Annotated in this window: 19 protein-coding genes and 1 pseudogene; 8 read left to right on the plus strand and 12 right to left on the minus strand. The window is 62.2% G+C overall.

Annotation, left to right across the window (positions count from 1 at the left end; genetic code table 11):
* Positions 1–9: 9 nt before the first annotated feature.
* The 5 genes from V6590_RS16915 to V6590_RS16935 form a co-directional block, all read right to left on the minus strand.
* Positions 10–1,302 (minus strand): restriction endonuclease subunit S, encoded by a 1,293-nt coding sequence (locus V6590_RS16915; RefSeq protein ID WP_335424861.1) that lies wholly within the window; start codon positions 1,300–1,302, stop codon positions 10–12.
* Positions 1,295–3,760 carry a type I restriction-modification system subunit M gene (locus V6590_RS16920; RefSeq protein ID WP_335424862.1) on the minus strand — a complete coding sequence of 822 codons (2,466 nt, stop codon included), beginning with the start codon at positions 3,758–3,760 and terminating at the stop codon, positions 1,295–1,297. Before V6590_RS16920 ends, V6590_RS16915 begins: the two co-directional genes overlap by 8 nt.
* A gap of 108 nt (positions 3,761–3,868) precedes the next feature.
* Positions 3,869–6,475 (minus strand): AAA family ATPase, encoded by a 2,607-nt coding sequence (locus tag V6590_RS16925; RefSeq protein WP_335424863.1) that lies wholly within the window; start codon positions 6,473–6,475, stop codon positions 3,869–3,871.
* On the minus strand, positions 6,472–7,587 hold the full coding sequence (locus V6590_RS16930; RefSeq protein WP_335424864.1) for a metallophosphoesterase family protein: 1,116 nt from the start codon (positions 7,585–7,587) through the stop codon (positions 6,472–6,474). The genes V6590_RS16925 and V6590_RS16930 overlap by 4 nt, the downstream gene beginning before the upstream one ends.
* Before the next feature lie 64 nt (positions 7,588–7,651).
* Positions 7,652–8,365 carry a hypothetical protein gene (locus V6590_RS16935; protein WP_335424865.1) on the minus strand — a complete coding sequence of 238 codons (714 nt, stop codon included), beginning with the start codon at positions 8,363–8,365 and terminating at the stop codon, positions 7,652–7,654.
* Positions 8,366–8,758: 393 nt separating this feature from the next.
* Between V6590_RS16935 and V6590_RS20975 the strand changes: the two are divergent.
* From V6590_RS20975 to V6590_RS16970, 8 genes and pseudogenes are all read left to right on the plus strand, one after another.
* Positions 8,759–8,881: pseudogene (locus tag V6590_RS20975) on the plus strand (phage tail tube protein); the annotation flags it as partial.
* A 23-nt stretch (positions 8,882–8,904) separates the two neighbouring features.
* Positions 8,905–10,413, plus strand: a complete 1,509-nt coding sequence (locus tag V6590_RS16940) for a phage tail protein (RefSeq protein ID WP_335424918.1) — start codon at positions 8,905–8,907, stop codon at positions 10,411–10,413.
* 12 nt (positions 10,414–10,425) lie between these two features.
* Entirely contained in the window at positions 10,426–12,309 is a 1,884-nt protein-coding gene (locus tag V6590_RS16945; protein ID WP_335424866.1) for a DUF2793 domain-containing protein, read from the plus strand.
* A 17-nt stretch (positions 12,310–12,326) separates the two neighbouring features.
* The gene (locus V6590_RS16950) at positions 12,327–12,473 is read left to right on the plus strand and encodes a hypothetical protein (protein ID WP_335424867.1); all 147 of its coding nucleotides are present in this window, start codon (positions 12,327–12,329) and stop codon (positions 12,471–12,473) included.
* Positions 12,474–12,542: 69 nt separating this feature from the next.
* Positions 12,543–13,178, plus strand: coding sequence for an N-acetylmuramoyl-L-alanine amidase (locus V6590_RS16955; RefSeq protein ID WP_335424868.1), 636 nt, complete (start codon positions 12,543–12,545; stop codon positions 13,176–13,178).
* Positions 13,179–13,201: 23 nt separating this feature from the next.
* Positions 13,202–13,429: a hypothetical protein gene (locus V6590_RS16960; RefSeq protein WP_335424869.1), complete on the plus strand. Its 228-nt coding sequence runs from the start codon at positions 13,202–13,204 to the stop codon at positions 13,427–13,429.
* A gap of 137 nt (positions 13,430–13,566) precedes the next feature.
* Complete coding sequence (locus V6590_RS16965; protein WP_335424870.1) at positions 13,567–14,256, plus strand: hypothetical protein; 690 nt, start codon at positions 13,567–13,569, stop codon at positions 14,254–14,256.
* Positions 14,257–14,832: 576 nt separating this feature from the next.
* The gene (locus V6590_RS16970; RefSeq protein ID WP_335424871.1) at positions 14,833–15,903 is read left to right on the plus strand and encodes an MBL fold metallo-hydrolase; all 1,071 of its coding nucleotides are present in this window, start codon (positions 14,833–14,835) and stop codon (positions 15,901–15,903) included.
* Positions 15,904–16,539: 636 nt separating this feature from the next.
* On the opposite strand, the gene V6590_RS16975 is transcribed toward V6590_RS16970, so the two are convergent.
* The 7 genes from V6590_RS16975 to V6590_RS17005 form a co-directional block, all read right to left on the minus strand.
* Entirely contained in the window at positions 16,540–17,100 is a 561-nt protein-coding gene (locus V6590_RS16975) for a dCTP deaminase (protein WP_335424872.1), read from the minus strand.
* A 567-nt stretch (positions 17,101–17,667) separates the two neighbouring features.
* The gene (locus V6590_RS16980) at positions 17,668–18,435 is read right to left on the minus strand and encodes a hypothetical protein (RefSeq protein ID WP_335424873.1); all 768 of its coding nucleotides are present in this window, start codon (positions 18,433–18,435) and stop codon (positions 17,668–17,670) included.
* A 155-nt stretch (positions 18,436–18,590) separates the two neighbouring features.
* Entirely contained in the window at positions 18,591–19,511 is a 921-nt protein-coding gene (locus tag V6590_RS16985; protein WP_335424874.1) for a DUF5655 domain-containing protein, read from the minus strand.
* Between the two features lie 248 nt (positions 19,512–19,759).
* Entirely contained in the window at positions 19,760–20,230 is a 471-nt protein-coding gene (locus V6590_RS16990; RefSeq protein ID WP_335424875.1) for a hypothetical protein, read from the minus strand.
* A complete protein-coding gene (locus V6590_RS16995) occupies positions 20,227–20,946 on the minus strand; it encodes a DUF3800 domain-containing protein (RefSeq protein WP_335424876.1) in 720 nt (239 codons plus the stop codon). Before V6590_RS16995 ends, V6590_RS16990 begins: the two co-directional genes overlap by 4 nt.
* Positions 20,943–22,700, minus strand: a complete 1,758-nt coding sequence (locus V6590_RS17000) for a restriction endonuclease subunit S (protein ID WP_335424877.1) — start codon at positions 22,698–22,700, stop codon at positions 20,943–20,945. Before V6590_RS17000 ends, V6590_RS16995 begins: the two co-directional genes overlap by 4 nt.
* Positions 22,697–24,145, minus strand: coding sequence for a class I SAM-dependent DNA methyltransferase (locus V6590_RS17005; RefSeq protein ID WP_335424878.1), 1,449 nt, complete (start codon positions 24,143–24,145; stop codon positions 22,697–22,699). Before V6590_RS17005 ends, V6590_RS17000 begins: the two co-directional genes overlap by 4 nt.
* Between the last annotated feature and the right edge of the window lie 2 nt (positions 24,146–24,147).

Below are 24,147 nucleotides of genomic sequence, written 5' to 3' on the forward strand. Positions count from 1 at the left end.
ACCCTTCGGTTACAACAAGGGCGTGACGGGAACCCGGCCGGCGAGCAGGTCGTCCATCAGGCCGGATTTCTGGAGGCGGAGTTTGTGTAGTTCTTTCTCCTCGGCGGATATGCGCACTTCAAACGCGTTGACTCGGCTCATAATCATCTGCTGCTCGTCAACAGTTGGGCTGAAACATTCGAATGACCTGATCTGCGACTGAGAGATATTCTTTTGCCCACTGCTTCCAGACATAGACTTCTCGATTTGCCGGACAATACAGTCTGAGGTCATCAGCAGCGCCAAGAAATCGTTGGTCATTTTTCTCTTGTCAGGCACCAACCGCAGAAGCTTGTCAGAAAGCATTAGCTTTGACTGGGTGTTCCGCACTTGCACGGTTTTGCCGACAAGTTCGGCGACGCCGTTTGCACGGGTAAGGATTACGTCACCGTCTTGGACCTCAAGAGCTGGTCGGGGCTTAAGGGCTGTCGGAAGAGTTTTTGCCTGTTGGTCATCGTAGAAACCCCTCGTGACGGCGCTCACTTTCAGAACACCCCACTCCCCGGCTGCAGGCGGAGTTTCAATACATGCAGGACTCCAGCCGGAGTCGATGGATGCAATTACATCGCCAAGGTTGGTGTAGTCCCACTCCTTCGGCAGCCAGCCGAGCGGGGTTTGGTGGTAGAGGTGGGGGGCCTCGGGCTGTGGGGGGCGGAGGTCGCCGTTCGCGTCGATGCCGCGGGTCAGCAGGTCATGCAGCAGCCCCTGCTTCATCGCCCGCAACTTGGCCACCACCGCCTCGGTCCCCCGGATCGCCACGTCAATCGTGTCGAGGATTTCGGCGATTTTGGACTGAATAGCCACAGCGGGGCTGGGAACCAGCCAGTTCAAGGTTTCACGAGGTGTCGCACGTGTGTGACTGTTGGTAGATCCAACAGCGACTTTCGCCAAGCGCTTGGAAAAGTAGCCGCTAGCAAAGTAAGCTTCCCAAAATTTCAGAACCTGATTGTCTGATCGTGGCTCAAAACAGATAAACTCAGTTGACGCACAGGTGAAATCGCCGGGATCCGTCACGGATTTAACACGCGGCTTTCGCGGGTTCAGCTTCGATACGAGAATGCAGGGATTTGAAAGCCAGAACTTGTTGCTTTCGATTGTGCCTGAGGGTTCAGTCGCGGCCCCATGAAATTCATCATAAGCAGGAATACTGTAGTGCGTGAATAGCTTGCCGGGAAATGCCTTAGGAATGATCTGAGCGGTATTGATCCGGAACAGATCGCCAAGCGGAACAGCATTATCCAGTGGATTGGCTGTTTCAGACATACCCCAACCCCTTCAGGAACCCGGCCAGCTTGCCCGTCGCCTCGGCCCGCGCGCCTTCGATCTCGGTCAGGGTCACGCGATACTTGTCCCACCAGTTGTCAAACGCCGCCACGATCTGCCCGCGCTGTGCGGCGATGTAGCGGGTCAGGATCTTTTCCATGTCGTCATGCAGGATCTTCAGGATCAGCGCCGCAGCATCCGCCTCGGTCAGCCCGTCCACGGCCCCGTTGATTGCATCGGTGAATTGCGCATGCTTGGCCTTCAGCGTCTTCTTGACCTCGGCCAGTTCTTTTTTCCACCGCTTCACTTGCGCCTCGTCCACGGGTTCGGCGTCGTCCTCCTCTTCCTCGCCCTCCTCGGGCGTGGCGGTCGCGGCCTTGATCTTGGTGTCAAGTTCCGCCTTGCGCGCCTCCAGTTCCGCAATCTCGCGCACGAAACCGCCCATCAGGAAGCTGACCAGCTTGTGGTCCAGCGGGCTTTCCTTGTGGCCCTTGTCCTCCAGCGCGGTGACGATGGAGGTGCGCCAGGCATCGACCACGCCCCGGCTGTCGCGCGCCATGAGGGTGAGGAAATCGAACCGCGATGCCTGCCAGAACTGCGCGATGATGCCCCGCACGGTGAAGGGGTCGAGCATGGCCAGCCCTTCGAGCGTTTCGGAAAAGCTGGACAGGAGTTCATCGCGGAGCTTGATGAGGGCGGCGGCCTGATCGGCCCCGGCCAGCGCGACGATCCCATCCTGATGCGCGGCCCACCAGACGTTGAAGGCGGCTCGGATTTCCGCCTCGCGCGCTTGCAGACCCGCGTTGGCCTCAACGGCCGGTTTCAGGTCAGATTTCGCGGTCAGGTGCGGGGCGAAGTCGAGGTATCGGTCATCGCGTGGCACCAGCAGGTCCATCGGGTTCAGCCCATGGGCGCGGAACAGGTCGGCCTTCGCCGCGACCTCGGCCTTCGGGATGCCGCCCACCAGATGCGCGCGCACGTCATGCGGTTCGGGCGGCGGCGCGTTATCGGCATAGCGGCGGATGTTCAGGTTGAAATCGTTGTCGCGCAGGGTGTCGATGTCGACGATGGTCGAAAAGCCGGGGATCTCGCGGTATTCCTCGAAGGTCGTGACGATCTTTTCGATGTGCTCGGGCATGAGGTGGTTCTGCGCCCGGCCTTCGAAATATTCGCGGTCGGCGTTGATGAAGAGGATCTTGCCCTGCCGGTCCTTCGGCTTGCCCGAGACAAGGTTCGCGCCGTTATGGACGCGCTGGCGCAGGACAATGACGCAGGCCGGGATGCCGGTGCCGTAGAAAAGCTGGGGGCCGAGGCCGATGATCGCCTCGATCTGGTCCTGTTCGATGATCCTCTGGCGGATCTTGCCCTCATCGCCCCCGCGGAACAGCACGCCGTGGGGCATGACGGTGGCGATCATGCCGCCGTCACGCGTGACGTGCAGCATGTGCTGGAGGAACATGAGGTCAGCCTTCTTGGCGCCGCGCGGAACCTCGTGGAAGAAGCGTTCGGGGAACTTGGGCTGCCACGTGTATTCGCCAGACCGGTCCTTGTCCTTTGACCCCCAGGGGAGGGAGAAGGGCGGATTGGTCAGGATGCGGTCGAACCGGCGCAGTTCGCCATTCTCGACATGCTGGGGTTCGCCCAGAGTATCCTCGTTGCGCAAGTCGGCGCTGCTGATCCCGTGGAGCAGCATGTTCATCTTGGCGATAGACCAGACGGTGCCCGCGTTTTCCTGCCCAAAGAGGTTGGCCTTGCGCCCATCCTGTCCGTGTTCGTCAATGTAATCCTTGGCCGCGATCAGCATGCCACCCGACCCGCAGCAGGGGTCATAGATGTCATGTTCAAGGGTCGGCTTCAGGAGGCGCACCATCATCCTGACAACAGACCGGGGGGTGTAGAACTCCCCGCCCTTCTTGCCGGCTGAGTCGGCGAATTCGGCGATCAGGTATTCGTAGGCGGCGCCAAGCAGATCCGGGAATTCGAAGTCCTCGTTCCGAAGGCGGATTTCCCCGAAATGGGTAATCAGCTGGCGCAGCTTCTGGTCGCTGATCTTGCTCTGGCCGACCTTGCGGGTGAAGTCGATGTGGTCGAGAACGCCTTCAAGGGCGATGTTCTCGGATTCGATGCCACCGAGGGCCTTGTTCAGCTTGTCGCCGATGTTCTCATGGGCTTCATCGACAAGGAAGGTAAACCGGGATTGCGGTGGAACCCAGAACGTGCCGCTGCGACCATACCAGACCTTGTTCTCGGCATCTTCTGCGGCCTGTTCAGGCGCGATGCCGTTCCCGATGCGCTTTTCGATAACCCCCTGCCGGGCCTGCTCGAAAACGTCGGAACAGCGCTTCAGAAACAGCATCCCGAAGATGTATTCCTTGAACTCCGAGGCATCCATTTTCCCCCGAAGGATATCGGCGGCTGCAAAGAGGTGCCGCTCAAGTTGGGCAAGCGTCAGGGGCATTTGATTTTTCTCACGGTCTTTTGCTGCAGGTTGGGCCATCAGGCTGTTTAATACAACCGCTAAGCACTTGGTGATCTTTGATTAACCTGATGTTTTGCCCTTCTGCCGTCATATGTCCTCCAGCGCGACCTCGGCACGTTCCCCACCAAGTGCCGCAAAGGCTCTTTGGCGGCAGGTGAGGACCAGGATCTGCTGGTCGCGCGCGGTGCGGTGGAGGGCGTCGAACATCGCCTCGATCCGGTCGTCGTCGGAATGGACGAGCGCGTCGTCAAGGATAACGGGGACGGAGCGACCGGAGGCGGCAAAGAGGCGGGCGAAGGCAAGACGCGTCAGGATTGCCACCTGTTCGCGGGTGCCGCCCGAGAGGATCTCCAGCGCCTCGGGCTGGCCGTTGCGGGTCAGCGTTGCGGGGAGCAGGCTTGTATCGTCGATGGTCAGCTGCGCGCCGGGGTGCAGGATCGCCAGCAGCGGCTGCAACTCGCGCAGCACGGGGCCGAAATAGGCGTCGCGCGCCTTTGTCCGCGCCTCGTCCAGCGCGCGTTTCAGCCGGGTCAGGGCGCGGACCTCGGAATCGTAGCGCGCGGCGCGGGCCTCGGCCTCGGCGCGGTCACCGGCGATTGTGGCCAGCCGTTCCTCGATCCCCTCCTCGGCCAGCGCGGCGATGGTGGCGTTCAGGCTCGCCAGTTCCTCGCGCGCCTTCTGTTCGGCGGCGCGGGCCTGATCGACGGCGCCTTTTGCACGGGTCAGCCGGGCCTCGGCGGTGGCCAGGTCGGGGGCGGCGGCGCGCAGGGTTTCCAGCGCGCGGGCGGCGGTGGTGACGGCATCGGCCAGCGCCGGTTCGCGGGCCTTCAGATCGGCGATGCGGGCGGCAAGGGTGGCCGGATCGCCCGCCTCGGACAGGGCGGCCGCCAGGTGCCGGTCGGCGCTTGCCCGGTTGGCCTCCGCCGCCGCGCGCGCCTCGCCCGCCTGAACCGACAGGTCATGCGCGGCCTTGGTCGCGGCGCGGGCGGACTGTTCAGCGGCCTCGGCCTGCGCCAGCGCCGCCGCCACGCTGGCGGCATCCCCGGTCGCCTCGGGGGCGTCGGCGGCCAGCGTTTCGGCCCGTGCAAGCGCCGTGCGCAGCGCATCCAGACCCTCGGGCGCGACCTCGGCCAGCAGGGCGGCGGCCTGTTTCGCCTCGGCCTCCAGCCGCTGCGCCTCGGCCCATTGCGCGCGCGTGGCGGGCAGACTTTCCGCCTGCGCCTCGGCCAGAAGGCGGGCAAGCGCCTGTTCGGCCTGGGCAATGCCGTCGCCGCTGCGCGCGGCAACCGGGTCGATCCGCAGGCTGCCGAAGCCTGGCAAGGTCAGATCGGTGACAGTCAGGATCGGCACCGGGCCATCGGGCAAGGCCGCGCCGTTCAGCATGGCGGGGGCACCATCAGGACGGGCCTCGATGGTCACCGCCTGCGCCTCGGCCCGCGCGCGGGCCAGGTCGAGGGCGGATTGCGCCTTGTCGGCGGCCTCGATCATCCGGGCGGTCACGGTGATCCGCGCCCGCTGCGCGCGGGTCTGGTCGAGGCTCGTTTGCAACCCTGTCGCGCGGTCGAGGCGGCGTTGCAGGTCCTCGGCCTGTGCCTTGGCGGCCTGCGCGGTCTCGGCCCGGGTCGCGGCCTGCAACCGGGACCGCAGGTCGCAGGTCTGGTGCGCAAGCGCCTCGGCGGCCCCGGTCGCGGCGCGGTCGCGCTGGCCAAGGTCATCGGCACGGACGCGGGCGGCGGCAGCGGCGTCATCCGCCTTTGCCAGCGCGGTCTGCGCAGCGGCCACGCGGGCGGCAAGGGTCTCCGCCGCCGCGATCTCCTGCCGCAGGCGGTCGGCATCAAGCCGGGCAAGGCGCAAGGCGGTTTCGGCCTGCGTGACCTGCGCCTGATGCGCCAGCGCCGCCTGATGCGCGGCCTGCGCGTCCGTCAGCGCCTGCGCGCGGGCGGCGGCATCGGCGGGATCGGTCAGGCGGGTCAGCGTGCGGTTCACCTCGGTCCGCCGGGCCAGATCGCCCGAAAGCCGCTCGGCCCGCGGGCGCAGCACCGCCTCTTCCGCCGCCAGCGCCGCCGCCTCGTCCAGTGCCCGCGCCCATTCGCCCCCCGCCTTGGGGCGCCGCGTGGCGGTCGCCAGCTTCGCCAACGCCTCGGCCACGCGGTCGATCACCGCATCCATTCGCCGCCCGCCGGTCATCAGGTCGATCTCGCCCGCGACCGAGGACAGAAGGTCGCGCCGGGCCGTCAGGTCACGCTCCTTCTCGCGCTTGTCGTCGGATTCGAGCCCCATCAGCCCCTGCCGCACCCACAGAAGGCCCGAAGGCCCCGCCAGCCCGCCGCCCATCAGCCGGTCGATCCAGGCCTCCGCCTCGTCCGCCTGGGCGATCAGGCGGCCTGTGGCGTCCAGAACCTGCGCCTGCGGCTTGCTGATCCAGCGTTTGGCGATGCGGAACCGGCCTTCGGGCAACTCCACCTCCACTGCCGCCTCGGGCGCGCCCCCGGCATGGGGTTGCAGCGCCTTGATGGCGGCGTTCCGGCTGCCGTAGCGTTCAAAGAACACCGCATGGATCGCGTCGAAAAAGGTGGATTTGCCGAATTCGTTGGGTTCGGACAGCACGGTGATGCCGTCGCCGATGCCGGACAGCCGCGCGCGTTTGCCCGCGAAACGGCGAACGTTGGTCAGCTCGATGCTGCGCAGCCTCATGCCCGCACCTCCTGCGTCAGGGCATAAAGCCGGGCAAGGGCGGCCTGGGCGGTGTCGCGGTCCGCCTGGTTGAGGGCGGCATCCCCGGCCTCGGCCAGCAGCACCTCGGCCGCCTGACGCAGCGCGCCCGCCCGGTCAATCTGGTCCAGGTCTTCGGGCAGCGCCTCGACCGCCAGCGCGGACAGATCGGCGGCGAACCAGCCGAAATCGGGGGCGCGGGCGGCGAGGCCAGCTTCCAGCGCGGCGCAGTCGGCCAGCGGCAGGCGCCCGGTGACCGTGATCCGCATCAGATGATCCCGCACGCGGGAAGTGGGCAAGGCGGCGGCAAGGCGCGCGGCCACATCCTCGCCCGGCAACAGGTCCAGCGCCGGGCGCATCCAGCGGAAATGGGCCGTTTCCACCGGCGTCACCTGTGCAGGGCCGTCCAGCGTGACCAGCAGCGCCCGCCCCGGCGCGTCATGCTTGAACCCGTCGGGTTCCGGCGTGCCGGGATACCAGGTGGCGGGCGTCACCTGCATCTGCCCGTGCCAGTCGCCAAGGGCGAGGTAGTCAAGGCCCGAGCGCACGGCCCGGTCAGGCGGGATGATGCCGGTCGCCCCTTCCTCGCCGGAAAAATCCGTGATCGCGCCGTGGCCAAGGCCGATGCGCCGCGCGCCTTCGGGGGTCGGGGCCGCCATCGCCTCGGTCAGGTCGCGGCCGGGGCGGCGCTGCGTGCAAGGCGCGGGCAGGAGCCAGTGGCCGGGGGCCAGTTCCACCGGCGCGTCATCGGTGATCGCGCGCAGGTTCGCGGTCGCGTCCTGTGCGATGCGCCGCCAGAGTTCGGATGCCGCAAGGCTGTCATGGTTGCCGGGCAGCAGGACCCAGGTCAGATCGCCTTCTTCCCCCATCGCGCGCAGGGCCTGCCGCAGCGTCTCGGGCGCGGGGGTTTCGGCGTCGAACGTATCGCCCGCCAGCAGCACCACCCCGGCCCCGCCCGCCCGCGCGGCCTGCGCCAGCCGGGCAATCGCCCCATGCCGCGCCTCGCGCAACCTGTGCCGGATGCCTTCGGGGTAACCGCCGAAGGCGCGGCCCAGATGCAGGTCGGAAGAGTGAAGAAACCGGAATGCGTTCATGCCTGAGCTGCCTTTGCCCTTGTCCCAACCTTGCCGGGAAATCCCGCCCGATCAACCCCTTGCCTCATGCCATCCGGCAGGCGGGATCATCCTTCCAGCGCAGCCAGACGGTCGGGCGCATCTCGGCCTCGGAGAGGAAGGTGCGGGCGGAAAAGACCGGCAGGCGCCCGCAGCCGTTGGACAGCCCCCAGTCCGGGTCCAGCGCCATCTCGTCATGGCCTCCGGCCCAGAGGCCCGGCGAGGCGGCAGGGTAGTATTCGTCGCCCGCCTCCTCGATCCGGGCCGCACGATCCCAGCCGCGGAAGATGGCCTGCGCCTCGGCATCGACCTGCGGCAGTAGCGCGTTCTGAAGGTCGATGTCGGACCGTTCCACCAGCCGCTCCAACGCATGGGCGCAGAAGCTGACGGCGGACAGCCGCAAGCCGAGGATCGGGCCCACCATCCCGACCCGGGCGCGCAGATAGATCAGCCCGGTTTCGTGGAACACCGTCGCGCCTTCGACCCGGGCCTCTACCGCGCGCACGGCACGGGTGATCAGGCTCAGCCCCTTGCCGCCGGGCGCCATCGCCACGCGCACCACACCGGGGCGGCCCTTAAGCCGAAGGGCAAGGCGTTCCACCGCCTTGGCGTTGGGGCGCAGGCCTGCCGCAATGCGGAACAGGCCCGGCATGTCGGAGGCGGCGCGGTCGGCCATGGCGATGGTTTGCCGCGCAAGGCCCCTCTTGAGCGAGGTGCGAAGCGCGGGCGAACAGGCAAAGGCGGCGTGGTTCATCTGCATCGGTCGGCTCCCTGTGGCGCGGATCGTGGTAAAGGAATCGTCAACAGCCTCACCCTGCGGCATAAGGGTGGCAAATCCTGACAGGGTGCTGCGATGTCCTTCCAGAAAGCCGCCGACTTGCTCCGCCTCGCGGAACTGGCGACCGCCCGCTATCTGGGCGTGTCGCTGACCGAGATCGAGGCGGAGTTCGGCGTCGACCGCCGCACCGCGCAGCGGATGACCAAGGCGCTGGAGGAGATGTTCCCCCATTGCATTACAAGGGTGGATGACGACCGCCGCAAGTTCTGGAAGCTGCGCGCCGAGGATGCCCGGCTGATGCTGGCCCAGGGCATCCGCGACAGCGAGTTGGCGGCGCTGGAACTGGCCATTCGCCGCGCAGATCGCGAAGGACTGGTGTCCTATTCAAACAACCTCGACCGGATCGAGACGATCCGCAACGACGGCCTTCTCGAAGGGCTCGACCCATCGATGGCCGCTCTCACGGGATCGATCGAAGCCCGCTTTTCGCCGTCAACGCGATCGAAAGCCCACGCGCCTCCATCGAGACCCTTGCCCGCCTTTTCGGCTTCGATGCCTTCGAGGCCGAAGGCAAAATCAGGTTTCGGATGCGGGGGCAGCGGCCCGTCGCCACCATCACCCTCGACACGCTGGTGGCTGCCAGCCGCGAGGCCGAGGATCTGGAACTGACCCGCGCGCAAGAGACCGAACTGCCACTCGCCCTCAAATGGCGGCTGATGGCGCGGGATGAGGAATTTGCAGGCATCACGGTCGAGGCGCGACGGATCACCGTCGACACGGCCCGGATTTCCGCAGAGCAACTGCCCATTGCCTCAACCAGCGGTGCCGCCGAACGCGGGGTGCGCCGGGCTCTCTTCGAGGCATGGGTCGGCCGTGAGAAGGCGAGCTTCACCTTGCCGCCTTCGCGCCTGGCGCTGGACCCGGCCGATGTGATCCTGCTCGATCACGACAACCGCCTGATCGAATTTTCCCTGACCTCGATCACCGATGGCGCTGGGCGGCGGGTGGAAGCCCGCCGGTCAGATCGCGCGCTTTATGACCTGGCCCCTGGCAGCGATCGGGGCGCCACGTCGGGGGCGAAGGCCGTCTACGGCCCGCCCCTCGTGGCGCTGATGAACCTGCCGCAGCTTTCGGAGGACTTCCCCGACTGGCAACCCTATGCCGCCGCCCATGCTGCCCCGTGGTATGGGACGGCTGCCGTCTGGCGATCGGCTTCGACCGATGGTTTCGCGGTCCTGACGACGATTTCGCGACCGGGCTGGTTCGGCACCCTGGCCTTCCCCTTCTATGCGGGGCCCACCAACCGCTTCGATCGCGGCAACGAGCTTTGGGTCGACATGATCGCGGGCCAGTTCGCCAGCGTCGGCGACGCGGCCGTGTTTTCCGGCACGAACTGGCTGGCGATCGAGACCGCCCCCGATCTCTGGGAGATCGTCGGCTTTGCGACCGCCAGCCTGCAATCGCCCGGGCGCTGGCGCTTGACCCGGCTTCTGCGTGGCCTTCTCGGCACCGAGGACGCCATCGCAAACCCCGCAACGGCCGGGGCGCGTGTCGTCATGCTGGACGGTGGGGTCAAACCCCTGCCGATCGGCAGCGCCGACTATGGCGCGGCGTGGAACTGGCGGATCGGGGCCTCGAGCAAACCGGCGGGCGATCCGGCAAACCTTGCTGTCACCTTCGCGCCATCGGCCCGCGGCTTGCGCCCTTGGCGGCCGTGTCACGCCAAGCGGATTAACCTGCCCGGCGGCGATATCGCGCTTAGCTGGACCCGCCGCACCCGCGCCTTTACCGGCGATAACTGGGCCCTGACCGAAGTGCCTCTGAGCGAGGCGGCCGAGGGCTATGAGATTGACATCCTGAACGGCGCGGCAGTGGTGCGGACGGTTTCCGGCCTTGCCACACCTGTCTTCACCTACACGGCCGCCATGCAAGCGGCCGACTTCGGCGCCCCGGTTTCCGGCCCCCTTTCAGTGCGCGTCGCGCAAACCGGCGCGCTGGGCCGCGGTGCCATCCTCGACATTACCCTTTGATCCGGAGGCCCCATGGCCGACACCCCGAACATCCGCCTCACCTTCCTCGAGGCGAACCAGGCGCAAAAGCACATCACCGTCAACGAGGCCTTCCGCGCCCTCGATGCCCTCGTGCAGCCCGCCGTGGAAAGCAGCGGCCTGAACACCCCGCCAGGATCGCCGGTCGATGGAGCCCGCTATGTCGTAGGCGCGGCACCGACTGGCGCCTGGGCGGGCCAAGCGTTTGCGATCGCCGCCTGGCAGGATGGGGCCTGGGCCTTCTATCCGCCCGCGGAAGGCTGGTCCGTCTGGGATCGCGCGACCGATGCCGCCCTGACCTTTCTGGGCGGTGTCTGGGTGAGGCAAGCGTCGCTTCCCTTCCCGGACAACCTCTTCCGCCTGGCCGATGATGCCGACCCGACGCGGCTCGCGGCCTTCGATCTTTCCGGCCTTTCCGCAGGCACGACCCGCACCTTCACCCTGCCGAACCTCTCGGCGACCCTCGCCCATATCGGCAACGCCGCGCAGACCTTCGCGGGGCCCACGACCTTTTCGAATGCCTCGGTGACGATCGGCACGGCCACCACCACCGCCGCCTATGGCATCGGCACTGGCGGCACGACGACCGGGGTCACCAAAACCGTGAACCTGGGCACCGGCGGCGCAGCCGGATCGACGACGGTGATCAACCTCGGCTCGACCACCGCCGGGGCGCTGGGCACGACGGTGATCAACACGCCCACCGTCACCTTTGCGGCTAGCGTTACGGCGATCGGCGCGGCCACCGCGAACCTCACTGCGCTGGGCTTGGGCCTCGGCGGCGCATCGTCCGATGCGTCGAACCGGTTGAGCGTCAATGCCGCGGCGACCCTGCTGAACAATGCGGGCGGATCGCATGAAGCCACTATCAACAAGGCCGCCGCCGGGAATGACGCCAGCCTTGCCCTGAAGACCGGCTTCTCGGCACGGGCGCTGTTTGGGCTGCTAGGGTCCGACGATGTAACGCTGAAGGTTTCGCCAAACGGCTCGGCCTTCTTCGACGCCTTCGTGATCGATCGCGCCACTGGGCGGGCGGAGTTTCCGGCACCGATCGTGATCCCGGGCCTCTCCGCCGTGCCCGCATCGCCACCAGCAGGCAAGCTTGCGCTTTACGGCCGACAGCGGGCAGGCGCCCCCTGGCTGGAAGTCGTCCGGCCATCGGGGCGCGACTTCCCCTTGCAGCCGCATATGGGTCTGAACCGGATCGGGGCCTGGGCCCCGGTCTCGGCTACGACCATTGCCGCCCAGGGCATCGCCTTGACCAGTGTCGGCACCGTCAGCCACCCCGCCCTGGCAGCGGGATCGCTCCTGTCCAGTTCCCGGCGCTGGCGCGTAACATCGGCCGCGGTGGTGGATTCGGTCTGCGATCAGCGCTCGGCCGTGACCGCCTGTTGGCGGGGCAATGCCGCAGGCCTCGGCGGCTTCACCCTTGTCGCCCGGATCAGCCTGACCACCTTGCAAGCGACCGGAATGGGCTTCTTCGGTCTATTGTCATCGGTCGCGGCCTTGGCGGTCACGACGACTCTTTCCGCGCTGGTGGAAGCCATCGGCCTCGGCTTCCAGCGCGGCACCCATACGAACTGGCAGCTGGTTAGCAATGACGCGACCGGCGCGCCAACCCTCGTGGATCTCGGCGCCGGGTTCCCGGTGGTGACGGCCGGGCTGATAACCCTCACCATTTGGTGCCCCGCCGCGGGCAGTTCCGTCTGGCTGCGCGCCGTCAACGAGCTGACCGGCGCTGTCTTCGAACAGGAAGTCACCACCGACCTGCCACAAGCCGCGACCTTCCTCGCCCCGCGCCTCTTCCTCAACAACGGCGCCACTGCCGCGGCCGTCGCGTTCGATTGCACCGGCCTCTACCTCGAAACCGATTTCTGACCCTGAAAAGAGCCCCAATGTCCCCTGCCGCTTCATCCGCCTACGTCGCCGAACTGCGCCAGCAGATCGCGATCCTCTCCGAACGCTGTGCGCTTCTCGCCGCCGAACTGGCCGCCGCCCGGGAGGCGAAATCGCCGCCGCCGGACCCGCCCGCTGCTGGTTGAACCCCGCGAAAACCGCCCTGCGCCCCGCCCTTCCGGTGGGGTTTTTCTTTGCCTGAAAGGACCACACCCATGACCGAACAGATCGACGCGCTAAAGGCGCTGCAAATGGCGCTGGCGCGCCTCGGCTACTACACCGGCGCGATTGACGGGCTCTTCGGCCCCCGCACCGATGCCGCATTGAAGGCCGTTGCAGCCGAAGGCGGCGCGATCCGCAACCTGAAGCCTGCGGTCGCGGTGCCAGGCGGGCCGATGATCTTCCAGGGCAGCGCCCGCTACCCCGTAGACGAGATCGTCATCCACTGCGCCGCCACCCATCCCGACTGGATGCGGGGCCAGCCCCTCACCGCCAAGCGCAAGGAGATCGACTGCTGGCACCGCGAAGAGCGCGGCTGGCGCAAGATCGGCTACCACCATTTGATCGATCGCGATGGTGCGATCCTGCCCGGCCGCGCCGAGACCGAGATCGGCGCCGGGGTCGAGGGTCACAACCGTGGCGTGATCCACATCTGCCTGATTGGCGGCGCTGGGTCATCCGCGACCGATCCTTTCGATCGCAACTTCACAGCCGCCCAGGATCGGGCCCTGCGCGGCCTGATCGACGCCATCCGCGCCGAGACCGCCATCACCCGCATCACCGGTCACAACGACCACGCCGCGAAAGCCTGCCCGGGCTTCGTCGTGCGCAACTGGATCAACCGGGCCTGAAACCCACCCAAGGAGAGACCAGCATGAACCTGATCAATCAACCCACCCTTCGCCCCACCCGCAAAATGGCCGCTGTCGGCTGGACGAGCCTCCTCGGCCCGATCGTGGCCGCGATCATTGCGCCCTTGCTGCCGGGGTTGTCGGATGCCTGTGGGGGCGAGGTAGGGGCGTCCCTTGTGGCCGGTGGGCTCGCGCTGGCTCAAGGAGCGGTGAACTTCGCGGCAGGGTATGCGGTGAAGGAGAGTGCATGACCTGCGAACGATCGATTGACGGCTTGTCAAGTGTCTATGTATAGGGGAAGACGAGTGTGGCCGCATCGCAGCGGCCGCTTTCGTGTTGTCTGCGAGGGATGCTCGGCAGCCTACTGGTCAGGATCAAGAACCCTATGTTGCCTGAGATCGAACGAAACAACTGGTCAATCGTCCTCATAGGAAGCTTCAATCCTGCGATTTTCCACCCATCGTGGTTCTTGGTTAACGAAGTAATTTCCAAAGAGACTGCCGAGAGCGCAGAGGTGCACGTTGTTCACTCAGAGGTGGCATCGGTAACGCTGGGTCCGCTCCGTTTGGATGTCCAGCGCAATAGGTTCAGCCTTCAAACCGAACAGTCACCTGAAATATCCTTGCTCGATTTCGTATTGCGCGTCTTTGGCGATTTACTGCCGCACAGTCAGATAACACAGTTTGGAATTAATCGTACCGTCTATTTTCGAGCGCCAAGTAGCGATCGAAGAACACAATTAGGTAGAACCTTCGCGCCGACTGCCCCTTGGGGTGCGTTTGGCGAAAGAATTGAAGGTTCTCAGGGTGTCACGCTGGGAGGAATGACCAACGTCTCCATGAGGGAGGTGTTGATCGAAGCTTCTTGGTCTGGGCACTGTGAAGCGAGACTGATGCCAGCGTACGAAATAGATGCTGACACTGGAATTCAAACGCATGTGAACAATCATTTCGAACTCAAGGGCTATAAAGAGGGGGATGGAGCCATGGCGGCATTGGAAGTTCTAAAGAATGAATTTGAGCCACGCATGGACAGGTGCGAAGAGATCATCCTTGCCGTACTGGGTCATCTGGAATGACAGCATCCGCGCTTAAATTCTCTGGCCTCGACGTGGACACGGACGAGCAAAATCAGACGGCAGTTCGTCGTTTGGCCTTTCAGGAGCTGGCAGAACCCTCAGCTGGTACAAGGGTCTTCAGTCGGGCAGCCGTCGCGACAGCGGTTACGCCTAGGCCAGTTTCAACGCCTTTCGCCTTCTTTTCGGACGGAAGCAGCCTGAGGGCTCCAAGTCCTATCGGACTGCGTGCTTGGAGGGCAATTCCGACTTCTGCTGGCAAGACCTTCGAATGGGAAGGGTTGGTTCTTGAAATTCAGGACGCCTCGTTCTCAGCTCGCCTTCGTAACATAAAGGGCGCGAAAACCGATTATGACGAAGTCGCAGAGTTTGACCTCGCTGACGTACCTCCCGGCGATCGGGATTTGCTTCAGCCTGGGGGAATTTTTCGTTGGGTGGTCGGGCTAGAATCGAGGTCTGGAACCCGTCAACGCTACTCGCGCATTGTTTTTCGTCGCCTTCCTGCTTGGACTAGCAGGTCCCTCAAGAAATCCGAGGACGAGCTCAAGGCGCTTGTTTCTGGTATCCAGTGGATCAAGAATGACGCGACCAGCACTGGATGAAGTTGAGGTAACAGTTATCGGTCCTAGCTATGGCGAGTCAGTCCTTGTTCATCTCGGCGATGATCATTGGATCATCGTAGACTCTGTAGCAAGGCAAGGTCAAACGCGTCCGGCAGCTATTGAGTACTTGCATTCGATTGGCGTCAACCCACAGCACGCTGTGAAGTTGGTTGTGGTAACCCATTGGCACGATGACCACATTCGAGGTATCGCCAACACTGTTCAGATTTGTGCGGCCGCCACTGTATGTGTGCCAAGTTCCTTCACGGGCTCGGAGTTTCTATCCTTCCTGGCTGCGCACGCTGATCCTTTGGCATCATCCTTCGGTACTGGGGTTGATGAGCTCAGGCAGGTCTTCGAGACGATGCGGACCCGGGCGGAAAACCGACTGGGTTTGGCAGACACTCGCTTGCTGCAGATTCCGAAGCATGCGGTCTCCCACCAGTGTCATGTTGAAATCTGGTCGCTTTCACCTTCAGCCTTCCAAGTTACCGAGAGTCTTGGGAAGATAGCCAAGCTTATTCCGGGGTTTGGGAAGACCAAGCGACGGGCTGTCTCCACCGCGGAGAACGATCATTCAATAGCCCTTTGGATCTCAATAGGGGACGAATGCATTCTCCTTGGCGGCGATCTTGAAGAGACGCCGGACGCGCGTGCCGGTTGGTCAGCTGTCGTGGCTTCAACAGCCAGGCCACAGCAAAAGGCCAGCGTGTTTAAGGTGCCGCATCATGGGTCGGAGACTGGCCACAATGAGAATGTTTGGACGGATATGCTGCATGCAGACCCCCAGGCAATCCTGACACCGTGGAATCGGGCTGGCAAACTCCCAAGCCCGGCTGATATTCAGCGTCTTGAGGCGCGAACGAAGCATGTTCACCTGACCGCGCCGCCAGCTGACCTGTCGCGTGTGAAACACAACCACGAGGTTGAGAAGCTTCTTCGAGACTTTGGTATTCGGACCTATCGAGAACCACGAGAGGTCGGAATAGTCCGTGCAAGGAAGAAGTTGGGTGCCGCCGACTGGGTTGTCGAGCGGATGGCGTCCTGACTGGGAAGTCGGCCTATTGTGGAATCGGGGCTACGGAGCCAGTTGAAGATTTCGTCTGAGACGGGGTTGATGGGCTGGAAGCGGTAGAACAGGAGGCTGATCCTGTTTGACGCGCTCTTCTGCGGTTTTCGCGCGCTCTGGGTCCTGCCCGTCTACTATCCCGCTGATCTTGCACGCGGAATTCGTCCGTTTGTTGACCTATTGTTGACCCGCCGTTCGGACAGCAAAAAGCCCCGCTGGATGGTGGGGCGTAAGGCATTGATCTTATTCGTAGAAACTGGTTGCGGGGGCAGGATTTGAACCTGCGGCCTTCAGGTTATGAGGCGGACCAAAAGGAGAACATCGAACTCGTTGATTTCAACAACTTACGCGCCAACTCGTTGATCTCGCTTGATTACCTCGCCGCTCCCAACCGCAGCCAGCGGACGCGGCCGTAGCCCAAACCGAGAACGAGGTAGATCGGCAGGTTGACCTATTGTTGACCTGCTAAGATCGCAGTCACCCGGCTGTCCGAGTACGGCAGGCACTATCATTTCGAATTCGATGCGCCAAAGAACCGAACGGATGAGACGCAGTCAATCCAGACAACAACTGAACCGCAACACAAACGCTCCAAGTGATCAACGTGAGAATCACTCACTGAAAATACTCCCAGAACTTCGAAACAGCGGGCGCATCAATAGAATCGTGTACTCCGACGTCCACATCATAACCAAGCTGAGCCTCCTTGGACATCTTGAAGAAGATCATATGGCAGGCCCGCATTCCGCTAAAAATTCTAACCGCAAACGGCGAGAAGTTTTTAAGCTCTAGCGTAATGTTCTTCGCTGATCTTTCCCCAAAACCCGGGCTGACCAGTGAAGCGATCTCTGTAGAAATGCCAAGGCGAGAGAGGCCAGTTAAATTTCGAAGAGTGGCAGAGATTGAGCGGGACAGCGAAATCTTTTCATTCGATCCAGCCAAAACAAACGCCCCGGGCTCTAGAACAAACCCTTCGTCGCCTAAGCTCTCTTGTGAAAAGCTCGGGTAGGTAGACTGATCGCGCAGATCAACTGGGCCAGAGGCATAGGCTGGTACGAGAATCTTGGATGAAAGAGTAAGTGTATAGGAACTCGGGCGTAGATTCTCCCGATTGAAAGGAGAAATTCCAACACTACCAGCCGCTATCTCATCAAGAATCTGAGTGTCAGACAGCATAGCTTAGCTCCGAACCGTAGATCTCTTGCAGGACATCAATTGTAGCACTTGGGACAAGTTCTGAGATGTCCCTCTGTGCTCGCAAACGATCTCTGACTTCAGAAGCGGTCATCCCCTTGATCATGCCCCGATTAATGACTTCGACACGATAGCCGTGCGTCGAGAAGAGTGACATTTTTCGTTCCTCCCACGACGAGAAGACTCGAACCCAAAATACACAGTCACTAGCCTTGGGAAGAACATACTTCCAATCTTGAGGCCTTGTAAGCTCGAATGGCACTATGCTGAAGTCTGTTGAAGAAACTCCAGCGTCCAACAGCGCCCTAGAAATTATCTGCGACCTAATGAAGTAATTGAACGGATTGGCATCCGATCGATTTCGATGGTCACTTTCAGAAAATGTATCATCGGGCGGCGCAAACGGATTTGTTATAGCCACAATCAAGTGTTGGCAATTTTCACGAGCCGCAAGTAGGTATGACAGATGCTCCTTATGCAGAGGCTGGAAGCGACCATGAGCAATCCCATACTTTATTCTACCCTCCGATTGGCTTACCTCGACCGCACTCATGCTGCCTTCCCATTGGACCAAAGAAGTGAGTAAAGGTTTCTAAAGGCAACCGAGAACTCAGCACTATCAGTACTCTCCCGATTGCTGAAACAGAGCTGAGGTGCGTCCCATCCTGTGTCGCTAGCCGGATCATATCTGCTTATGTAAACTTGATTTCCATCAATTATTAGCATTCTCAGAGGAGGCAAGAAGTCATAGACTCTTGCCTGCAGGGTATCACTCAGCCTGGGCCTAAGTATTTCAATCGAACTTCCAATGTCGGACTTGACACGCTCTTGCTTCGACGAACTCTTCGTCCAATTCGAAATCTGCGTACCCGCCGGATCAAGCAGCATTATTCTGACCTTGACTTCACCCGCAGCAATCTTCCGGCCGAGCTTACTGCTTTCATCTAGAATCTGCGGAAGAAATTTCGTCCCACCAACCCCAATAAAGTCAATTGAAGTCTTTGCGAGTTCGCAGGCCTTCTCTGCTTTTGTGCCGTACTTCAGTGTGCTTTCAACGCGATCCAAACCCGCTAGCTCAGCACCCGAGACCAACTGCATCAATCGATCGTAAGTCAAGTGGATTGTTTTGTCACCACCGGAGTAGATATAGGTAATGACAGCACTGCAGATCGTTCCAGCAAGAAACAGCAATAGACTTGAGAGCTTCTCTCCAATCTGGCTTGAATTAAAGTGCGCAAGTAGACCAATTAAAAGCGCAACAATAAGTATGCTTACTGTGGTAAGGTGCCGCCAGCTGTTGATCGCGTTTACTTTCATTTTGCCCCCTGTCAGTATCAGATCACTCGTCAATCAAGTCGATTTTGGCTTTTTGGCTATCGTTCGTCTTGTCAACTGCCTGTCTGCTTGACTTGACCGCAACAAGGGATAGCTTACTCCCTCTGCCGTGGGTAGCCTAAGGTTTGGTGTCGAGTTCATGACGCGCCGTAGCTGAGTTCTATTAGCGGCTTCGCCTTCTCTAGATCCTCGGCCTTCGACAGCGTGATCTCAAGGTCGCCGGTGCCGAAGTGGCCAAGGTTGGAGACGTCGCGGGTAAAGCTCGGCTCAAGCTGAACCGTCGACGGGTCAATTTTCACGAACATCAGAATCTTGGAGGTCGTTGGGCGGAACTCGACGCAGGCGAAGTTCTTGATCCGCTTGAACGCGATGTAGAAGCGTAACCTCGTCTCCTGCACATCGTCGCCCAGTGCCATCATGTAGGCGCGCAAGGCCTCAAAACGGTCCAACATCCCGGGATCAAGTTCCTGCAGGACGGTGCCAATCGTCTTGTACTTGTTGCCGCCCCCTGCCCCGCCATCCGTCACACTGCCTTTAGTGTCGATAAACACGCCCTTGGTCGAGGTCGCTGCCACAAGGTCGAGCATCAGAAGCTCAGGCCCGAAGCGCCGGTAGCGGATCAGTTCGATGTTCCGCTGCATCTGCTTCACGGCATGGTCGTCATACCGATTGAAATCGCCCGCGATGCAGATCAGGCGCGGTGCGGACCAGTCGACACCATCGGCGGCGGCCTTGCCGAGTTTCTCCATCACCAGCCACTGGAAATCCTTGCGGTGGTCCATCAGCCAATCAAGGTAGAAGAGCCCCTGGTTGATGACGTTCTCGTTGCTGGCCCGCTTGTACTCGAGGATCACCGGGCAGCCGTTCTCGTCCAGGCCCAGCGTGTCGATCCGGCCGCCATGGGTGGTCGTGTACTCAGTGGCTAAGAAGCGGACACCCAGCAGCGCCTCGAGGTTCTTCTCGAACAGGACTTGCACGGATTTCTCGACCGTGTCGGTCGTTCCAGCCAGTTCAGTAATGGCACCGGAGGCTATGCGGAACAGCTTGATATCACTCATTTGTTTCGCCTTCGCCATCGCGGGTCAGATGGTTTCCGATCTCCCCAAGATGACCCCTTAACCCATTGTTAATAATAGAATTCGCCGCATCGCGACACCCCTGAAACAGGCTTGTCAAGCCTGAATCTTCTTGACAAGCAGAGATTCTGACGCCATATGTAGCGCGTCCCACCTGCCATGTGTAGGATGAGCATTCGAGGCCGCCTTGGTTAACCCGGGCGGCTTCAGAATTTCTGGCGATGGCGCAGTCAGCGGCGATTGGAGGCATCACGTTCCTTCCGCAACTGAGCGATGCGGCCGCTTTTCTCCGTGCAATAGGCGCTTCGCAACAACCAGTAGCTGCTCCGCTGCCCGAGGATCACAAGGTATTCCTCGCGGTACCACAGCAGCGTATTCACTTCGGTTCCCCGGGTGTTCTGCCACTCATCGATTTCGGGATGCGCCACCGCGTTCTTGATCACCCATGGCACCCAACGCAGTCGCTCACAGCGACGCAGGTCCGGCGTCCGGTCATCCTCGACTCGCCCCTCTTGCACCAAGTGCCAGTATGACGCCCAGCGCCCGGCAACTTCGGCATGGCGGCGGCAGTTCACGGCCTCACCACGGAACACCAGACCGGCGCGGGCAATCTCGTCCAGGAACACCCGGTTCAGTTCCGCCTCATAGGCGGCCCAGTCACCGCCAAAATCAGCGAACCGGAGCAAATCCGGTGGGTTCATTCGACAGCCCCACGCGACTGCCAGACCAGCAGATTGAACTTTGTGGCCGAGAAGGTGGAGGTGCGTGTCAGCACGCCCCGCCCCAGCCGTTCCTGCAGCCGTGTGATGATGGCGACCTTGGCCGCACTGGTGACAAGCCCCCGGTTCGCATAGGTCAGGGCCCCGATCAGGATGTCCGTCAGCTGTAACAGTTCGCTTTCATGCGAGCGGATCTGCTGCACACGCTGCACGGACTCCATATTGAAGTCGTAAAGGTCGTTTGCCACGACCTGATGCAGCTTGCGCGTCTTCGGGCCGCCACGCGTGTCCTTGACGTCCATGTAGATGCGATAGCGATGCGGCGCGCAGAAGATGGGGCGCAGCATCAGGAAGTACATCTTGTAGTACCAGTCGTCATGCGTCTGGTCGAACTGGGCGTGATTGATCTTCGCCTTGTCCGGCACGACCAGCCCGCGAAAGCGCAGCCGGTCGTCGGCAAGGAACAGATCAACTAGCGCAAGATAAAAGCCGACCTTGGCCGGAGAGACCTTGGTCCACTTGGCCTCCATCGTCGGGCTTAGCCCGTGCTGCACCTTCAGGGCGCGGATCGCCTCGGCAATCGATCGAACCTCGGTTTCCCGGGCGTAGAGCGCACCCCAGGCCATGGCCCGGATACCATCGTTCTCCAGATGGCAGCTTTCGTCACAATAGACGTTGAACACGCGTGGCTCGGTCATGCGGCGGCCTCGGCTTGATCGCCCGGCGCCCCGCGCAGCGCATCGTGCAACAGGGCTTCGAGGAGGCGGGAGCGGGTGGTGGTGGCGGTGGTGAGGCTGGCTTCCAGCTGATCGCAGAGCGCCATCAGGGCATCGACCTTGGCCACGATGCGGTGTTGTTCGGCGAGGGGTGGAACGAGAACATCCATGTCCCTTATTGTACCCATCGAAAGACTAGGCTGCGCCGTAGTTTTAACATGTTTGAAGACCTCATCTCGACCAACCGGCGAGTTAAAGAACAACACCGCATATTCTAGGCAAAAGAGGTCGTCACAGCCCTCAAACAGTTCAGCTTTCGCAACATTCGGGGCAAGATGCCATCGCCTCGTGGGCTCAATTAATGCGACGTCCCCAATGCCCGCTCCGATGAATGTGATCAAGAGGCTCCGCTTTGTAATCGCGCTTCTTTCAAGCGCAATTGAAGTCGCAAGTGGCATGTATTTCAAATTGTGTTCTGCGATAACCCAAGGACGAACATTCTGTGCCCGCAGGACTGGCACCTCGCCCTCGTCCTTGAGATCGAAATACTTTGTGTATTCGAAGCCAGCCAGCTTTGTTACAAAAAAGAGCTCATCACACGATGCCCAACTCCACCCGAGCGGTATGTCCACAGCTTCGCGGTACGAAATAGAGTTGGTTATCGGGATGTTACCTTTGAGCTTCTTTGTTCGAATGAGTTGTCGCTTTTGATCAGCGATCTTCCTTAGGGTAGCTGCCGCCGGTTCGTCGGATGGGTCTTGCTTCACCAGCTTCCCGCGCACGGCGAGGTTCAGGATGGTTTGGCGCAGGGTTTTGATCTGGTCTGGGCGGGTGGTGAGGGTGGGGAGGGTTTGCAGGGCAAAGCGGGCGTGGGTGGGGAAAGTTTCGGCGTCGGTCTCGGGGGCGGTCAGGCGGGTAAGGGTGGCGGCGGTCAGCCGATCCCGCACCGCCTCTCGCCCCGCCCGCGCGCCCTCGAGCCTGTCACACAGCGCCATGAGTTCATCCACCTTGGCCACGATCCGCTGCTGCTCAGCGAGGGGTGGGAGGGGAAACGGTAGAACCGCGAAGTCTGAATCGTTGATCGCAGGATAGGCTTGGCCGCGTTGGGTTTCTTCCACCGCTGCAACCATGAACGGCGAACGCAGCACGATCCAGATGTAGCGCGGCAGGATCAGCCCCAGCCCGTTGATGATCGCAAATGCCGTGCTTGCGATTGGCGCGGGTTCGATTTCGTCCTCAACGACCGCGACGTTTAGCAAATAGGGCCGGACGCAGGAGTAGATCACGTCGCCCTTACGCACGATCTTCCGCGCTCGGCTGGGGGCCTCGGCGGGCTCAAGCACCGTTGGCGCCTCAATAACGCCCGCTTCCTTGTTGATCGCCGAAACGTCGATGTAGGTGAAACGGGTGTTGGGAATCATTTGACCCCGATCCGCTGTCACCTCGCGCATACGCGACCATGCCCAATTGGCGGGGACAGCGAAGGGCGGCTCGTCGATAGGATCGAAAGGTTTCGGCTTCCTGATCTCTCCCGCCTTCACCAACCGCGCCTTTTCTTTCGCGATCCGCTTCAGCAACTCTGCCGCCGGTTCGTCGCTCGGGTCCTGTTCCACCAGCTTCCCGCGCACGGCCAGATCCAGCACAAAGCGACGCAGGCGGGGGATGGCGTCCTCGGCCTCGGCCACGCGGTCATACAGCGCCAGCAGGCGGTCGGCGGTGAAAGTTCCGTCCTTCATCGCGAGAGCGCCTCAGTCAGGATCGCCTTCAACTGATCGCGCAAGGCGTGGACCTGCGCCTCGGCCGCGTCCAGATCGGCCAGCAGGGTTTCGGGGTCGCCATGGTCATCGGCCACCGTATGGGGGTTCTTGATGTCGAGGTTATAGCCACGGGCCTTGATGTCGGCGGCGGAGACCTTCCACGCCTGCGGGCCTTCCTCGCGCCCAGCCCGCGCAGCCCCGCCCCACCATGCGGCGCAATCGGCCAGATGCTCCAGCCGGATCGGCTTGGTCATCGAATAGGCTTTCTGCCCCTCGGGCACGCGGTGTTCCCAATACCAGATATCCTGCGTGGGCTGGCCCTTTTCAAAGAACAGCAGGTTGGTGCCGATGGAGGCATAGGGTTTGAAGACCGAGTTCGGCAGCCGCACGATGGTGTGCAGGTTGCACTCCTCCATCAGGTGTTCTTTCAGCCGGGTCTTGATCCCCTCGCCGAAGAGCGACCCGTCGGGCAGCACCACGGCGGCGCGGCCACCGGGTTTCAGCAGGCGGATGATTAGGGCAAGGAACAGATCGGCGGTTTCGCGGGTGCGGAAGGTGGGGAAGTTACCTTCGATCCCGTCTTCCTCTTTCCCGCCAAAGGGCGGGTTGGTCAGGACGATGTCGACGCGTTCATCCTTGGTCCAGCTGACCAGCGGGCGGGCAAGGGTGTTGTCGTGGCGGACGAAGTTCGGCTCCTCCACCCCGTTAAGGAGCATGTTGGTGACGCAGAGCATGTGGGGCAGCGGTTTCTTTTCCACCGCGCGAAGGGAGGCCTGCATAAGCGCCTCATGTTCGGGCCGCTTGACGTAGGTGTCGCGCATATGGCGCATGGCGCAGGTCAAGAAGCCGCCGGTGCCGCAGGCGGGGTCGAAGATGATCTCGCCCGGCTTGGGGTCAATCTGCTGGACCATGAAAGCGGTCACAGCGCGCGGAGTGTAGTATTCGCCTGCGTTTCCGGCGTTCTGCAGGTCGTTCAGGATCTGTTCGTAGATGTCGCCGAAGTGCTGGCGTTCTGTCAGGTTGTTGAAATCCACCTCGTTGATCTTGTTGATCATCTGCCGCATGAGCTGGCCGGATTTCATGTAGTTGTAGGCGTCTTCGAACACGTCACGGACAACCTTGGCGCGGGGGCCCGCGGCTGCGGGCAGGGCCTTGAGGCGCGGGAAGAGGGTGAGGTTGACGAAGTCGAGCAGCGCCTCGCCCGTGATGCCTTCGGGATCGGCCGCCCAGGCGCGCCACTGCAGATCGGCCGGGATGGGCGAGGTGTAGGCGTCCTTGGTGAGTTCCAGTTCCTGATCCTGATCGTCGATGATCTTGAGGAAGAACATCCAGCACAGTTGGCTGATGCGCTGGGCGTCACCGTCGACGCCGGTGTCCTTGCGCATGATGTCCTGGATGGATTTGACGAGGGTGCGGACGGACATTC

The sequence above is a fragment of the Gemmobacter denitrificans genome (assembly GCF_036964905.1).
Classification (GTDB): domain Bacteria; phylum Pseudomonadota; class Alphaproteobacteria; order Rhodobacterales; family Rhodobacteraceae; genus Gemmobacter; species Gemmobacter denitrificans.